This window comes from Pelagibius sp. CAU 1746, assembly GCF_039839785.1.
Taxonomy (GTDB): domain Bacteria; phylum Pseudomonadota; class Alphaproteobacteria; order Kiloniellales; family Kiloniellaceae; genus Pelagibius.
Map to the genome: position 1 here is coordinate 110,903 of NZ_JBDOQT010000001.1, position 14,862 is coordinate 125,764.

At 67.9% G+C, this 14,862-nt stretch carries 14 protein-coding genes; 8 read left to right on the forward strand and 6 right to left on the reverse strand.

From position 1 onward, the window contains the following. Positions 1-46 precede the first annotated feature (46 nt). The 8 genes from AAFN88_RS00505 (at position 47) to AAFN88_RS00540 (ending at position 8,876) form a co-directional block, all read left to right on the forward strand. Entirely contained in the window at positions 47-1,276 is a 1,230-nt protein-coding gene (locus AAFN88_RS00505; RefSeq protein ID WP_347517539.1) for an ABC transporter substrate-binding protein, read from the forward strand. Between the two features lie 25 nt (positions 1,277-1,301). Next, positions 1,302-2,999 (forward strand): ABC transporter permease subunit, encoded by a 1,698-nt coding sequence (locus AAFN88_RS00510; RefSeq protein WP_347517540.1) that lies wholly within the window; start codon positions 1,302-1,304, stop codon positions 2,997-2,999. A gap of 10 nt (positions 3,000-3,009) precedes the next feature. Further along, positions 3,010-3,744, forward strand: coding sequence for an ATP-binding cassette domain-containing protein (locus AAFN88_RS00515; RefSeq protein WP_347517541.1), 735 nt, complete (start codon positions 3,010-3,012; stop codon positions 3,742-3,744). 176 nt (positions 3,745-3,920) lie between these two features. Further along, positions 3,921-4,313 (forward strand): Co2+/Mg2+ efflux protein ApaG, encoded by a 393-nt coding sequence (gene apaG, locus AAFN88_RS00520; RefSeq protein WP_347517542.1) that lies wholly within the window; start codon positions 3,921-3,923, stop codon positions 4,311-4,313. A 95-nt stretch (positions 4,314-4,408) separates the two neighbouring features. After that, positions 4,409-5,041, forward strand: coding sequence for a GTP cyclohydrolase I FolE (gene folE / locus AAFN88_RS00525; RefSeq protein WP_347517543.1), 633 nt, complete (start codon positions 4,409-4,411; stop codon positions 5,039-5,041). 79 nt (positions 5,042-5,120) lie between these two features. Beyond that, entirely contained in the window at positions 5,121-6,566 is a 1,446-nt protein-coding gene (locus AAFN88_RS00530) for a TrkH family potassium uptake protein (RefSeq protein ID WP_347517544.1), read from the forward strand. A 10-nt stretch (positions 6,567-6,576) separates the two neighbouring features. Beyond that, a complete protein-coding gene (gene argE / locus AAFN88_RS00535; protein WP_347517545.1) occupies positions 6,577-7,746 on the forward strand; it encodes an acetylornithine deacetylase in 1,170 nt (389 codons plus the stop codon). A 212-nt stretch (positions 7,747-7,958) separates the two neighbouring features. After that, positions 7,959-8,876: an EF-hand domain-containing protein gene (locus tag AAFN88_RS00540; RefSeq protein ID WP_347517546.1), complete on the forward strand. Its 918-nt coding sequence runs from the start codon at positions 7,959-7,961 to the stop codon at positions 8,874-8,876. Between the two features lie 30 nt (positions 8,877-8,906). Here AAFN88_RS00540 and AAFN88_RS00545 read toward each other — a convergent pair whose 3' ends face one another. The 6 genes from AAFN88_RS00545 to AAFN88_RS00570 all read right to left on the reverse strand — a co-directional run bounded on the left by AAFN88_RS00545 (position 8,907) and on the right by AAFN88_RS00570 (position 14,861). Further along, complete coding sequence (locus AAFN88_RS00545; protein ID WP_347517547.1) at positions 8,907-9,749, reverse strand: aspartate/glutamate racemase family protein; 843 nt, start codon at positions 9,747-9,749, stop codon at positions 8,907-8,909. Between the two features lie 23 nt (positions 9,750-9,772). Beyond that, on the reverse strand, positions 9,773-10,363 hold the full coding sequence (locus tag AAFN88_RS00550) for a hypothetical protein (protein ID WP_347517548.1): 591 nt from the start codon (positions 10,361-10,363) through the stop codon (positions 9,773-9,775). 179 nt (positions 10,364-10,542) lie between these two features. After that, the gene (locus AAFN88_RS00555; RefSeq protein WP_347517549.1) at positions 10,543-11,466 is read right to left on the reverse strand and encodes an Hsp33 family molecular chaperone HslO; all 924 of its coding nucleotides are present in this window, start codon (positions 11,464-11,466) and stop codon (positions 10,543-10,545) included. Positions 11,467-11,482: 16 nt separating this feature from the next. Further along, entirely contained in the window at positions 11,483-12,406 is a 924-nt protein-coding gene (argF, locus tag AAFN88_RS00560; RefSeq protein WP_347517550.1) for an ornithine carbamoyltransferase, read from the reverse strand. Between the two features lies 1 nt (position 12,407). Continuing rightward, entirely contained in the window at positions 12,408-13,586 is a 1,179-nt protein-coding gene (locus AAFN88_RS00565; protein ID WP_347517551.1) for an aspartate aminotransferase family protein, read from the reverse strand. A 285-nt stretch (positions 13,587-13,871) separates the two neighbouring features. Next, entirely contained in the window at positions 13,872-14,861 is a 990-nt protein-coding gene (locus AAFN88_RS00570; protein WP_347517552.1) for a TraB/GumN family protein, read from the reverse strand. Position 14,862 lies beyond the last annotated feature (1 nt).

Here is a 14,862-nt window from a genome sequence, read left to right on the forward strand (position 1 = left end):
CTTTCCCGTCCCCGAAGGACCCGGGACCCATTGGAGATTGCCGCAGATGATCCGCCGCCGCTTACCGCTGTTTTCCATGCTGCTCGCCGCCCTGGCCACGGCTTTGGGGCTGAGCGGCCCGGCCGAGGGCGGCACCGAGACCCGGACCTGGCAGGAGATCGTCACCGCCGCCAAGGGCCAGACGGTCTACTGGAACGCCTGGGGCGGCGACGAGCGCATCAACGCCTACATCGCCTGGGTCGGCGACTACATGCGCGAGGAATACGACGTCACCCTGAAGCACGTGAAGCTGGCCGATACCGCCGACGCGGTCTCGCGGGTGCTGGCCGAGCGCACGGCGGGCAAGAAGGAAGACGGCTCCGTCGACCTCATCTGGATCAACGGCGAGAACTTCGCCGCCATGAAGAAGCAGCACCTGCTCTATGGCCCCTTCACGCAGGCACTGCCCAACTTCCGCCTCGTCGACTTCGAGAACAAACCCTCCACCCTGGTGGACTTCACAGTGCCGGCCGACGGGCTAGAAGCTCCCTGGGGCATGGCCAAGCTGAACTTCCCGTACGATTCCGCCCGCGTGGAAAACCCGCCGAGATCGATCCCCGAGTTCCTCGACTGGGCCGAAGCCCACCCCGGGCGCTTCACCTATCCGGCGCCGCCGGCCTTCCTGGGCTCCACCTTCCTGAAGCAGGCGCTGATCGAGCTGGCGCCCGACCCGGCTTTCCTGCAGCAGCCGGTGGCGAACGACGCCCAGGTCGAGCAGCTCACCCGGCCGCTGTGGGAATACCTGGACAGGCTGCACCCCAATCTCTGGCGCGGCGGCGAAACCTTCCCCTCCGGCGGCCCGGCGCAGCGCCAGTTGCTCGACGACGGCGAGATCGACATCAGCCTCTCCTTCAACCCCGCAGAAGCCTCCTCGGCCATCGCCAACAAACTGCTGCCGGAAACCGTGCGCACCTTCGTCCTGGACAAGGGCACCATCGGCAACACCCACTTCGTCGCCATTCCCTTCAACGCCAAGGCCGCCGAGGGCGCCATGGTGGTCGCCAACTTTCTGATGAGTCCCAAGGCCCAGGCAGTGAAGCAGAACCCGGAGGCCTGGGGCGACCCGACGGTCCTGGCCATGTCGAAACTCTCCGACGGCCAGCGCCATCTCTTCGAAACCCTGCCGCTGGGCCTCGCCACGCTGTCGCCGGAAGACCTCGGCCCGACGCTGCTGGAGCCCCATCCCTCCTGGATGACGCGCATCGAGGCCGAGTGGCAGAAACGCTACGCGCGCTGAGCGCCGGCCGAGAGGACTGCCGCCCATGCGCCGACGCGGCCTGCTGAGCAGCTTTCCAGCGATCACCCTCGCCGCCTTCCTGGCGCCGGTCGGCGCCGGACTGATCGGCACCTGGCTGCCGGCCTTCGGTTTCTTTCCCGCCCTGGGCGGCGAGAGCTTCACCCTGGCCCCCTGGCGCGCGCTCTTCGCCCAGCCGGGCCTCGCCGAGTCGCTGCGCCTGACGCTGGTCTCCGGCCTGCTTGCGACCCTCCTCGCCTTCCTCCTGACCGTTTTCTTCCTGGCGGCCTGCCACGGCGGGCGGCTGATCCTGATGCTCCGTGGCCTCCTGGCGCCGCTCATCGCCGTGCCTCACGCCGCGGTGGCGCTGGGATTGGCCTTCCTCATCGCGCCCAGCGGCTGGCTGGTGCGCCTGGTCTCGCCCTGGGCCACCGGCTGGGAGCTGCCGCCCGACGTCGCCACGGTGCAGGATCCCAACGCCTTGGCGTTGACCCTGGCGCTGGTGATGAAGGAAGTGCCTTTCCTGCTGCTCATGACACTGGCCGCCCTGGAGCAGGTGCGCGCCGAGGAGCGCCTGGCGGTTGCCCGCTCCCTCGGCTACGGCCCGGTGGTGGCCTGGCTGAAGGCGGTGCTGCCGGCGGTCTACCGCCAGATCCGCCTGCCGGTCTACGCGGTGCTCGCCTTCTCGCTCTCCGTCGTCGACATGGCGCTCATCCTGGCGCCGCTGACGCCGCCGCCCCTGGCGGTACAGGTGCTGCGCTGGTTCAACGACCCGGACCTCTCCCTGCGCTTCGTCGCGGCGGCCGGCGCCACCCTGCAACTGCTCCTCGTCATCGCGGCCATCGTCCTTTGGCGCCTGGGCGAGGCGGCGGTGGCGCTGGCCGGGCGCGCCTGGATCGCCGGCGGACAGCGCGGCGGCGACGGCCGGGCCGCGCGTCCCCTCAGCGCCGGCCTGGTGCTGGGCCTGGCCGCCCTGGCCGCGGCCGGCCTGGCCGCCGTCGCCCTGTGGTCGGTCACCGGGCGCTGGCGCTATCCCGATGCCCTGCCCGCCAGCTTCTCGCTGGACACCTGGACACGGCACGCGCCCGAGGTGGCGGCCATCACCGGCACCACCTTGGTGACGGGCCTCGCCGCCGCCGGCATCGCCCTGCTGCTGGCGCTCGGCTGCCTGGAGAACGAGCAGCGCCGCGGCCTCACCCTTTCCAACCGCGCGCTCTGGCTGCTCTACGCGCCGCTGCTTGTCCCGCAGGTCGCCTTTCTCTTCGGAACACAGGTGCTGGCCATCCAGGCCGGCATCGACGCCACCTGGATCGCCCTGGTGTGGAGCCATCTGCTCTTCGTGCTGCCCTATGTCTTCCTCACCCTGGCCGACCCTTACCGGGCCCTGGACGAACGCTACGCCCGCACCGCGCTCTGCCTGGGCGCCAGGCCCAACCGGGTGTTCTGGCAGGTCAAGCTGCCGATGCTGCTCCGGCCCGTGCTCTTCGCCCTGGCCGTGGGCTTCGCCGTCAGCGTGGCGCAGTACCTGCCGACCCTCTTCGCCGGCGCCGGCCGCTTCGCCACCCTGACCACCGAGGCGGTGGGACTGGCCGCCGGCGGCGACCGCCGGGTCATGGGCGTCTACGCCTTCCTGCAGGCGCTGCTGCCGCTGCTGGCCTTCGCCGCGGCCCTGGCCTTGCCGCGCCCCCTGGCGCTAACGCGCAGGCTGGCGAAGGCTCCAGCGTGAGGAGGGCGGCATGAGCGTCATCAGCCTGACCCAGGAGCATTCCCTGACCTTGAGCCAGGTGGAGATCACCCACAAAACCGCGCAGGGCGACAAGCACATCATCGGGCCCGTCAGCCTCACGGTCGCGCCGGGCGAGGTTGTCACGGTCATGGGTCCCAGCGGTTGCGGCAAGTCGAGCCTGCTGGCCTATATCTGCGGCACGCTGGCGCCGGGGTTGAGCGGCGGCGGGCGGGTGCTGCTGAACGGCGCCGAGGTAACCGCGGCGCCGCCGGAAGCCCGCCACATCGGCATCCTGTTCCAGGACGACCTGCTGTTTCCGCACCTCTCGGTCGCCGGCAACCTGGCCTTCGGCCTGCCGTCCGGCCTGCGCGGACGCCGCGCCCGGCGCGCGCGCATCGAAGCGGCCTTGGCGGAAGCCGACATGCTCGCCTTCTACGACCGCGACCCGGCAACGCTTTCCGGCGGCCAGCGCGCCCGCGTCGCCCTGCTGCGCACCCTGCTCTCGGAGCCGCGCGCCCTGCTGCTCGACGAACCCTTCGCCAAGCTGGACGTTGCGCTGCGCGCCCGCTTCCGCAGTTTCGTCTTCGACCATGCCCGCGCCCAAGGACTGCCAACGCTTCTGGTCACGCACGACCCTCAGGACGCCGAAGACGCCGGCGGGCCCCGCCTGCGGATCGACGCCGAAGGGCGCATCCTCGGCGGCCACGCCGGCGGGCGCGGGCGGCGCCCCGGCAACCTTCCCTAGATACCCCGCCTTTCCGCGAGCCTTCGGGCCGCGGCCGGCACGGCAATTCCCTAAAATCCAGGCTCCGCGAGGGCTCTCCCCTGGGCCTTTCCTGTCTGCCCTGCAGGGCGTAGACTGATTTCCGGCACTGCGTACCGGCGGCCTTGCCGCCGGCTGAAAATGAGGATCAAGAGACCATGTACAGCGCGACGACCCAGTCAATCAGCGTGACGGTCAAACCGATCTATCTGGAGGACCAGTCCTCCCCCACGGAGAGCCACTATGTCTGGGCCTACCAGGTGCGCATCGAGAATACCGGTTCGGAAACGGTCCAGTTGTTGAACCGGCACTGGCGCATCACCGATTCCATGGGACGGGTGCAGGAAGTCCATGGGGCCGGCGTGGTCGGCGAGCAGCCAACGTTGGAGCCGGGCGAGACCTTCGAGTACACCAGCGGCACGCCGCTGACCACGCCCTCGGGCATCATGGTCGGCAGCTACGAGATGGAAAGCACCGACGGCCGGCGCTTCGACGTTGAAATCCCGGCATTTTCGCTGGACAGCCCGCATCAGCCCGTGCAACTCAACTAGCCGACTTTCGGGCAGCCGGTTCCGATGCAGAGCGGAGACCGGCGGCCTGTTTTGCGGACCACCAGGAAGAGGGCCAGGAAGGGGACCGTCGCGGCGTGACCACCAAACAGAAAATTCAAGACCTGCCACAGGCTGAGCGGCCGACGCGCGAGGAAGCGCTGCGGGCCGTGGAAACCCTGATCCGCTGGGCCGGAGACGATCCCACGCGCGAAGGCCTGAGCGGCACGCCGGACCGCGTGGTCAAGGCCTACGACGAGTTCTTCGAGGGCTACAGCGTCGATCCCCTGGAGCTGCTGAAGCGCACCTTCGAGGAGGTCGAGGGCTATGACGAGATGGTGCTGCTGCGCGACATTCGTTTCGAATCCCACTGCGAGCACCACATGGCGCCGATCATCGGCAAGGCCCACGTCGCCTACATGCCCAACAACCGCGTCGTCGGCATTTCCAAGCTGGCGCGGATCGTGGAAGCCTATGCCAAGCGCCTGCAGATCCAGGAAAAGATGACGGCTCAAATCGCCAACACGATCGATGAGGTGTTGCAGCCCAAGGGCGTCGCCGTGGTCATCGAGGCGTCGCACCAGTGCATGACGACGCGCGGGATTCACAAGCCTGGCACCTCCATGGTGACCAGCCGCATGCTCGGGATGTTCCGTACCAATCCATCCACGCGGCGGGAGTTTCTCGCACTGGTCGGATCGCCCGCGGGTCTGCATTACGACGGCAGCTAGCCCGGATTTGGGGGATCATGAGTCGGGGGATTGTGCAGCGGGCGGGCCTGGTTGAGGCGGATCGCAGAGGGGCCGGGCAATGATCGAGCTGCGCCCTGTCATCTTCGTCATCGGCATCCTGCTCTCGGTGCTGGCCGTGGCCATGATCATCCCGGCCATCGTCGACATCTCGGTCGGCCATCCCGACTGGCAGGTCTTTTCCGTCGCCGCCTTCGTCACGCTCTTCGTCGGCGTTTCCATGATGCTGACCACGCGCGCCAGCCTGGGCAGCTTCTCGGTGCGCCAGGCCTTCGTCATGACCAACCTGGCCTGGTTCGTCATCGCCGCCTTCGGCGCCCTGCCCTTCCAGTTCTCGGAGCTGGAGCTGGACCCGGCCGACGCCTTCTTCGAGTCCATGTCGGGCGTCACCACCACCGGCGCCACGGTCATCGTCGGCCTGGACTTCGCGCCGCCGGGCATCCTGCTGTGGCGCGCCATCCTGCAGTGGTTGGGCGGAATCGGCATCATCGTCATGGCCGTGGCCATCCTGCCGATGCTGCAGGTCGGCGGCATGCAGATGTTCCGCGTCGAGGCCTTCGATACCGACAAGGTGCTGCCGCGCGCCGCGCAGATCGCCGGCGGGATCGCCATCATCTACGTCTTCCTGACCGCCGTCGCAGCCATGCTGCTGTGGTCGCTGGGCATGTCGGGCTTCGACGCCGTGGCCCACGCCATGACCTCCATCGCCACCGGCGGCTTCTCCACCTACGACGCCTCGGTCGGCCACTTCGACAACGCCGCCATCGACTGGGCGATGAGCGCCATCATGGTGCTGGGCTCGATCCCCTTCGTGCTCTACCTGCGCGTGATCCGCGGCGACCTGCGGCCGGTCTTCGCCGACACCCAGGTGCGCTGGTTCCTGACCATCCTCGCCGTCGCCATCCTCTTCACCGCGGGCTGGCTGTACCGTGGCGACCTCATGGAACCGTTGGAAGCGCTGCGCTACAGCACCTTCAACGTCATCTCGGTGATGACCGGCAGCGGTTTCGCCACCGCCGACTACGGGCGCTGGGGCAGCTTCGTGGTCTCCGTCATGTTCGTGTTGATGTTCGTCGGCGGCTGCGCCGGTTCCACCACCTGCGGCATCAAGATCTTCCGCCTGCAGGTGCTCTACGCCACCGCGCATGCCCAGATCCATCGCCTGATGCAACCCAACGGCGTCTTCTTTCCCTACTACAACAAGAAACCCATCCCCGATCCGGTGGCCACCTCGGTGATGAGTTTCTTCTTCCTCTTCGCCGCCTGCTTCGCCTTGCTGGCCGTCGGCCTGGGCCTCACCGGACTGGATTTCGTCACCGCCGTCTCCGGCGCCGCCTCGGCCATCGCCAACGTGGGGCCCGGCCTGGGCGAGGTCATCGGCCCGGCCGGCACCTACGCCACCCTGCCCGACAGCTCAAAGCTGCTGCTCTGCCTGGGCATGCTGCTCGGACGCCTCGAACTCTTCACCGTCCTGATCCTGCTGGCGCCTTCCTTCTGGCGCGGCTGAGCAAGAAACCATGACCGCAATCCGCCCCCACAGCCGCGAGATGATCGAACGCCTGATCGGCTTCGACACCACCTCCGCCAAGTCGAACCTGGAATTCATCGACTTCGCCCAAAGCTATCTGGAAGGCCACGGCGCGCGCTGCCGGCGCATCGCCAATCCCGAAGGCACCAAGGCGAACCTCTTCGCCAGCCTCGGGCCCGAGGCGCCGGGCGGCGTGGTGCTGTCCGGGCACAGCGACGTGGTGCCGGTCGACGGCCAGTCCTGGGACAGCGATCCCTTCACGCTGGTGGAGCGCGACGGCCGGCTCTACGGGCGCGGCACCGCCGACATGAAATCCTTCATCGCCGTGGCCATGGCCCTGGTTCCGGAATTCCAGGCCCAGCCGCTGCGCCATCCGCTGCACCTCGCCCTTTCCTACGACGAGGAGGTGGGCTGCACCGGCGTCGGCGGCATGATCGACGACATCGTCGCCAACCTGCCGCGCCCGGAGATGGTGATCGTCGGCGAGCCGACGGAGATGAAGATCGTCAACGGCCACAAAGGCTGCTACGTCTTCGAAACTCACCTGGAGGGCCTGGCGGCGCATTCCAGTCAGCCCCATCGCGGCGGCAACGCCATCTTCGCCGCCGGCCGGCTGATCGCCTACCTGGCCGACCTGGCCGCGCAGAAGCGCGCGGAGGCGCCGGCCGACAGCCCCTTCGATCCGCCTTACACCACCTTCAACCTGGGCCTGATCGAAGGCGGCAAGGCGCTCAACATCGTGGCCCAGGACTGCAGCTTCGGCTGGGAGTTCCGGCCGATTCCCAGCGAGGACACCGCGGCCATCATCGAGGGCTTCGAGGCCTATGCCCGCGACGAAGTCCTGCCGGCGCTCCGCGAGTTCGCGCCGGAGGCCGGCATCGAGACTCGGCATCTCTCCACCGTGCTGCCGCTGATGCCGGTCGAGAACAATCCCGTCGAAACCCTGGTACGCCGCCTTTCCGGCAGCAACGCGGCGCCCGGCGTGGTCTCCTTCGGCACCGAGGGCGGGCTGTTCCAGGCGGCAGGCATGGACGCCGTGGTTTTCGGGCCCGGCTCCATCGACCAGGCCCACAAGCCCAACGAGTTCATTGCCGTGGACCAGGTGGCCGCCTGCGAGGAATTCATACTAAAACTTCGCGACTGGGCCGTCGCTGGCTGAAACTGCGCGACTGGGCCGTTGCCGGCTGAAGCCGCGCGACCGGGCGGCGGCCCGATCCCGCATCCTATGGAGTAGCCGCCATCTTCTCTTGCGACTCCCGGGCCATATTGTCGTAGGCTGAAGCCCGCGCCTTCCGCGGCACGGCACCTGCGGCCGCCGCGGCGGTACCGATGCGTCTTCGACAACGGCGGGTTTGGGCAGGGAAGCAGGCGATGCAGAAGATCATCCTGGGTATCCTGGCAATCGCGGCCGTCGCCGGCTGGGCGGCGGCCTATGTGTTCTTCGCGGACTCCGGCGAGTTGGCCGACCGGCTGGCCGACGCCGAGGCTGCGCGCGCCGAGGCCGCAAGCGCAGTGGAGGCCGCACGAAGCGACCTCGCGAAGCAGGCCGCTGCGGCCGGCAGTCTTGCGGCGGCCGAGAAGAAGCTGGGGGCCGCGCAAGCCGATATCCTCGTCCTGGAGAAACAGGTCGGCGACAAGAGGTCCGAACTCGCGGAGGTGGCCGGCGAGATCGAATCCAGGAAGCTCGAACTCCGCAAGGTGGAGCGCCAGCTGATCGAGAAGAGGACATCCCTCGAGACCGCCACGCAGGACGCCGAGCTGGCCGGGCATGAGGTGGAGCGGCTGCGCGCCGAATCGGCCGAGCTGATGCAAACCGCCGAGCGGTTGCGCAAGGACGCACCCGGCGCGGCGGGCTCCGGTCCCGCCGCCGCGCCTTCCACCGCCACGTCCTCCACCGCCACGTCCTCCACCCCCATGTCCTCTACCGGCGCGACGGCCGGACTCGCGGCTCAGCCGCGGACCTCCGAACCGCAGACGATGGACCAGAAGAGCCGGATCGAGCGGATGTTCAAGCTGCTCGACAAGAACGGCGACGGCGAGATCGACGAATTCGAGTTCAGGCTGAACAGCATCAGGCTGCTCGGCGCGATCGACACCAACGACGACGGCGTCGTCACCCCCGACGAAACCCTGTTGCCGCCCGAGCGCTTCAGCCTTTTCGACAAGGACGGCGATGGAAAGATCGCATCGCTCGAGTTCGTCGAGGCGTTCCGTATCCTGGACCGGGACTCCAAGGGCGCCATAACCCTGGAAGACTACCAGGCCTTCATCGATAGCGCGGCGAAGTAAGGGCCCGGACGGCGGCGCGCTAGGGGCGCGCTAGGCCGCCTCGAAGGACGTCGGCGCGCCGAAGAAGCGGCTGGCGAAGGCGGAAACTCTTTCGGGATCGCCGGTGGTCAGAAAACGGCGGCGGCCGGAGTCTCCCGGCGCCGCGGCGAAGCGGTCGTGGCGCGAGAGGTATTCGGCCAGGCTGTCGGCGACGATGGTCGGCTGGTCGAGCAGTTGCACCCCGCCCGGCAGAGCCTCGGCGAAAAGCTGCGCCACCAGGGGATAGTGGGTGCAGCCCAGCACCGCCGCCTCCGGCACGCGGCCCTCGGTCTGCCGCAGCATCTCGGCCACGTAACCCGACACCAGTTCGCGCAGCACCGCTTCGGGCTCGCCCGCCTCGATGGCAGCGACCAGTTGAGGGCAGGCCTGGCTGACCACGCGCATCCGCGGCGCGCGCAAGCCCACCTCGAAGGGATAGGCGCCGGAGTGGATGGTGCGCTGGGTGGCGAAAACCGCCACCATGCCGTCTGGCGAGACCTTGCCCGGCACGCTGGTGCCGTCGCGCCAGGAAACGCCGGCGAGCACTTCCACCATGGGCACGAAGACGCCGAGCACCCGGCGTTCCGGCGCCACCTCGGGGAGCCAGTTCTGCTGCAGCCTCCGCAATGCGATGGCCGAGGCGGTGTTACAGGCCAGCAGTACCAGCAGGCAGCCCTCGGCGAAGAGGCGCTCCACCGCGGCCAGGGTGAGATCGTAGATCTCCGACTCGGAGCGCCGACCGTAGGGCGCGTTACCATGGTCGCCCAGATAAATGAAGGCTTCGCGCGGCAGGCGCTCGGTCAGCGCGTGCAGCACCGTCAGGCCGCCGTGGCCGGAATCGAAGACCCCGATCATGTCGTTCCCGCTGGGGGAGCTCCTTACAGCACGATATAGGGAAAGAAAGCGGTCTTGATGGTCTGTTCGAGCTGGTCGTTGAGGTCGTTCATGGTGTCCTCGGTCAGCTTGTACCAGACCTTTTCGCGCTCGTTGAGGGTGATGTCCTCGGGCACCGTGACCGAGCGGCGGGCCTCGGCGCTGGCCGTTCCCTGCACTTGGTGCCCATCGAGGATCTGCATGTCGACGACGATGTTGACGTCGTAGCGCTCCGACTGATCCGTGGTCAGCAGGCCGGTGACGCCCTGCGTTTTCGGCAGCTCCGTCTCGATGGCCGAGGCCTGGCGTACGATGTAGCGGAAGGTCAGACGGTCGCCCTTGGCGACCAGACGGTCCTGGCCCCAGCGCACGGCGGCGTCCTTCGGCGGCACCGGAAAGCGGTGGCCGACATTCGGCGCCTCGGCGGTCGCCTTGTAGGCCTGCTCGACCTGGATCTCGCCGACATCCAGATTGATGTCTGGCAGGTGCTCGTAAGTGAGGCCGGCGAACCTGTTGCCCGGGTCGTCCATGGCGCAGCCGGCCGCCAAGACGCCGAGCAGCGGAAAGACAAGAGCAAGTCGGAAGAGAACACGCATGGCAGGCCTCCTGTCGAGCGGGGTCCGGGAATCGGCGAAATGCCGCATGCCGTAATAGGCGGAAAGTATGAATAAGTTGGGAATCGGGCAGGATCAAGGCGGCCGAAGGTCATCTGCGTGATCCGCCGCCCCGCCTGCAGCCCGCCGGGCGAGGCCCGCCAGGTCAGGCTGCCGGAGGTCTAGTCGCCGTAGATGCGTGCCAGGTCGTCGTCGTCGAAGCGGTAGACCTGGGTGCAGAACTGACAGGTGACCTCCACCGCGCCGTCGGTCTTCAGATCCTCGATTTCGCCGCGCGGCATGGACTTCAGGACGTTCTCAAGCTTCTGCCGCGAACAGCGGCAGCCGTCGGTCAGCGCGCGCGGCTCGAAGACGCGCACGCCTTCCTCGTGAAACAGGCGGAACAGCAAGTCGCTGAAACCCAGGGAGTCATCAAGAAGCTCGTCCTCCCGGACGCTGGCCTGCAGCACCATGGCGCGGCGCCAATCGTCCTCGTCCTCGATGGCGTGAATCGCCTCTTCCGGCAGGCGCTGCAGCACCAGCGCCGCCGAGAGCCAGTGCGGACCGCGCCGCCCCGCCGCCAGCACGATGCCGCTCTGCAACTGCTCGGACTGCATGAAGTAATGCTGCAGGCAGTCGGCCAGGGTGTCGCCGGTCAGCGCGACGATGCCCTGGTAGCGGTCGCTGTGGCTGCCCTGGTGATCCACCGTGAAAGCGAGGTGGCCCTTGCCGAAGAGCTGCGGCACCGTCGGCGGAGCGTCCAGCCCGGCAATCAACTGTTCGATACGCGCCTGATCGAACCCCGCGTAGCCGCGCATCTCGCCTTCCGACGTCACATCGACCACCAGCATGCGCAGCGGGCCGTCGCCGCTGGCCTGCAGAGTGAAGACGCCGTCGTACTTGATGAGGCTGGCCAGGCCGCCGCAGAGCGCCAGCATCTCGGCCAGCAGCCGGGCGACGGGCTCGGGATAGTCGTGGCGCGCGAGAATCCGGTCGCAGACGTTCTCCAGGCGCAGCAGACGGCCGCGGATCCCGGAGGACTCGAGAAGAAAGGGTTGGACCAGGTCGGCCTTGAGACCGCCCTGGCCGGTTGCGCCTTCAGGCATCAGCCACCTTTACCGTTCAGGAGAGGCACCACGTGAGAATGCCCTTCTGGGCATGCAGGCGGTTTTCCGCTTCGTCCCACACCACCGACTGCGGGCCGTCGATGACCGAGGCCGTGACCTCGTCGCCGCGATGGGCCGGCAGGCAATGCATGAAGATCGCCTCCGGCTTGGCCAACGCCATGAGCCGGTCGTCGACCTGATAGGCGCGCAGCATGTTGTGACGGCTCTCGCCGTCGTCGTCGCCCATGGAGACCCAAGTGTCGGTCACCACCGCGTCGGTATCCTTCACCATGGCGTCGACATCGCTGGAGACGACGATCCTGCCACCCTCGGCCGCCGCCCAGTCGAGCACCGCCTGGGGCGGGCGCAGCATCTCCGGGCAGGCCAGGCGCAGTTCGAAATTGAACCGCACGGCCGCATGGATCCAGGAGGTTGCCATGTTGTTGCCGTCGCCGGACCAGGTCACCACCCTCCCCTCGATAGGGCCCAGATGCTCCTCGAAGGTCATGACGTCGGCCATGAGCTGACAGGGGTGGGTGACGTCGGTCAGGCCATTGATCACCGGCACCGTGGCGTGCTCCGCCAGCTCCAGCAGGATCGATTCCTTGGTGGTGCGGATCATGATGGCGTCGACGTAGCGCGACAGCACGCGCGCCGTATCGGCCACGGTCTCGCCGCGGCCGAGCTGGGTACCGCTGGGCTCCAGCACCACGGCATGACCGCCGAGCTGCGTCGCCGCAACCTCGAAGGAAACGCGGGTGCGGGTCGAGGGCTTCTCGAAAATCATGGCCAGGGTCTTGCCCGCCAGCGGCTTGTCACCGGTGCCGCTTTCGCCGCGCTTCATGCGGTGGGCATTGTCGAGCATGCCGCGCAGTTCGGCGGTATCCAGCCGGTCAAGGTCGAGAAAGTGCTTGGGCCGTGGCGGCTTCAGCTCCGTCATGTCACGCCGCCTTCGCCCAACTGCCGCAGGCGCGTTCGATGGCCTGTACGGCCTCGTCCACCTGACGCTCTTCGATGATCAGCGGCGGCAGCAGACGCACGACATTTTCGGCCGCGCCCACGCTCAGCAGGCCTTCCTCGCGCAGCTTGGCCACCAGCTCGGTGTTCGGCACCACGCACTTGAGGCCCAGCATCAGGCCGGCGCCGCGGACCTCCGCCAGCACATCCGGGAACCGCGCGGCCAAGTCTTCCAGCCTGCCGCGCAGCAGATCCGCCGTGCGCTGCACGTGAGGCAGGAAGCCGGGCTCCAGCATCACGTCCAGCACCGCGTTGCCCACGGCCATGGCCAGGGGGTTGCCGCCGAAGGTGGTGCCGTGGATGCCCGGCTGCATGCCGCCGCAGGCCTTCTCGCTCGCCAGGATGGCGCCGATGGGGAAGCCGCCGCCCAGCCCCTTGGCGAGCGCCATGACGTCGGGCTGGATGCCCGCCCATTCGTAGGCGAAGAGCTTGCCGGTGCGGCCCATGCCGCACTGGATCTCGTCCAGCACCAGCAGCAGGCCGTACTCGTCGCAGACGTTGCGCAGGGCGCGCAGGTAGTCCAGGTCGGCGGCGCGGATGCCGCCCTCGCCCTGGATCGGCTCCACCAGGATGGCGCCGGTCTCCGGACGGATCGCGTTGCGAAGCTCGTTCATGTTGCCGAAGGGCACATTGTCGAAGCCCTCGGCCGTCGGCCCGGTGCCTTCCAGGTATTTCGGATTGCCCGCCGCCGACAGCGTCGTCAGGGTGCGGCCGTGAAAGGCGCCGGAGCAGGAGATCACCCGCATGCGCTCCGGCTGGCCGGCGGCGTAGTGATAGCGGCGCGCCAGCTTCAACGCGCCCTCGATGGCCTCGGCGCCGGAGTTGCAGAAGAACACCTTGTCGGCGAAGGAGTTCGCCACCAGCCGCTCGGCCAGGCGCCGGCCCTCCGGAATCTCGTAGAGATTGGAGACGTGCCACAGCTTGCCGGCCTGGTCCTGCAGGACCTTCACCAGGTGCGGGTGACTGTGCCCCAGGGCGTTGACCGCGATGCCCGCCGCGAAGTCCAGGAATCGTCGCCCGTCCGCCGTATAGAGATAGGGGCCTTCGCCGCGCTCGAAAGCGAGGTCGGCGCGCGCATAGGTATGCATCAAGGCGTCGCTCACGGACCGAACTCCTATACTTTATTCGGCAGGCCTCCCGGGCCTGACAAAGGCCCGACAGGCCCCCACGGGCCCGAAAGGGCCGAAATGCCTCATGTTCTGGGGCGGGGACGGGTCACTTTCAGGCCGGCGCCGGGCTTGCCGGGGCCGGCCAGGTCCAGCTTACACGGCACGCAGCCGGGGCTGAAGGGGCGACACTATTGGCAGAATGGGGCTCGCTGTCAACCGGAGCGCCCGGATTCCGGCGGTCCTGCGGGGATTTAGGGGCTGGCAACGGCGGCGCGCCGGTCACTCCAGCCTGGTGACTGTGTAGCCGCGCTGCTCCAGCAAGCTGAGCATCCCCCGCTCACCGGGCATGTGCAGGGCGCCCACCGCCACGAAGGTCGAGCCCTTCTCGAAGACCGGCAGCAGGCTTTCAACCATGGTTCGGTTGCGCCCATCCATGATCCGGTCGTGGAAACGCCGGGCAACTTCGGGGTCCATCTGCTCCAGTTGGCGCTCCCACAGCGCATAACGTTGCGCCAGATCGCCCTTCAGATAGAGCTCAAGCCGCTCCACCTTGGTTCGCGGCTTGTCGAAGTTGTCGACGGCCGAGTTCAGCATGGAAACCTGATCCTCCAGCGGGATGCCGGCGAAAACATTCAAGTGCTCTCGTGTGGTCTCCAGGGGAATGACCTCCTTCCCCTCTTCGAGCGCCCGGCTCTGTAGCCAGTCGTCGAGGATCGGCTTGCCCTTTTCGCGGCGGAGACCGGCTGAAATTTCCCGGCCGCCGATCATGAACCAGACGACCCAGGGCTGCAGGCGGTCGAGGCGCTTGATACGGTAATAGCGGAATAAGAACAGCGCCTTCATGCGGCGGTAGCTCTCCTCGCCGAGGACGCCCTGCAGGGTGGCGTCCTCCGCCAGCTCGAAGTAGGGGGTCTTTTCTTCTTCGCTGATATCTTCCTCCAAGCCCGTCTCGAAAGCTGCAAACCGCGCCTTATCGAAAGCCGTCTCGGCCGCCTCCGGCAGGTCGAACACCTCCGGATTGGTTACGTGGATGGTGCCGAAGAGATAGCTCGGCTCCTGGCCCGGCAAATCGATCTGCCAGATGCGGCCTTCGCCGAAGGAGACGTCTGCCGGTTCCGGCAAGGGCTGCAACTGATCGCTGGGCCAAACGGTCGGCAGCGTCGGCCCGCAGCCGCCGACGACGAGCAGCAGTACCGCCGCGACCGGTGCGGCGAGACGGCGCGCGGTCTCGCGCCGCCAAAGGCCCAAGCTGTCGGACAGCCCCCTCACG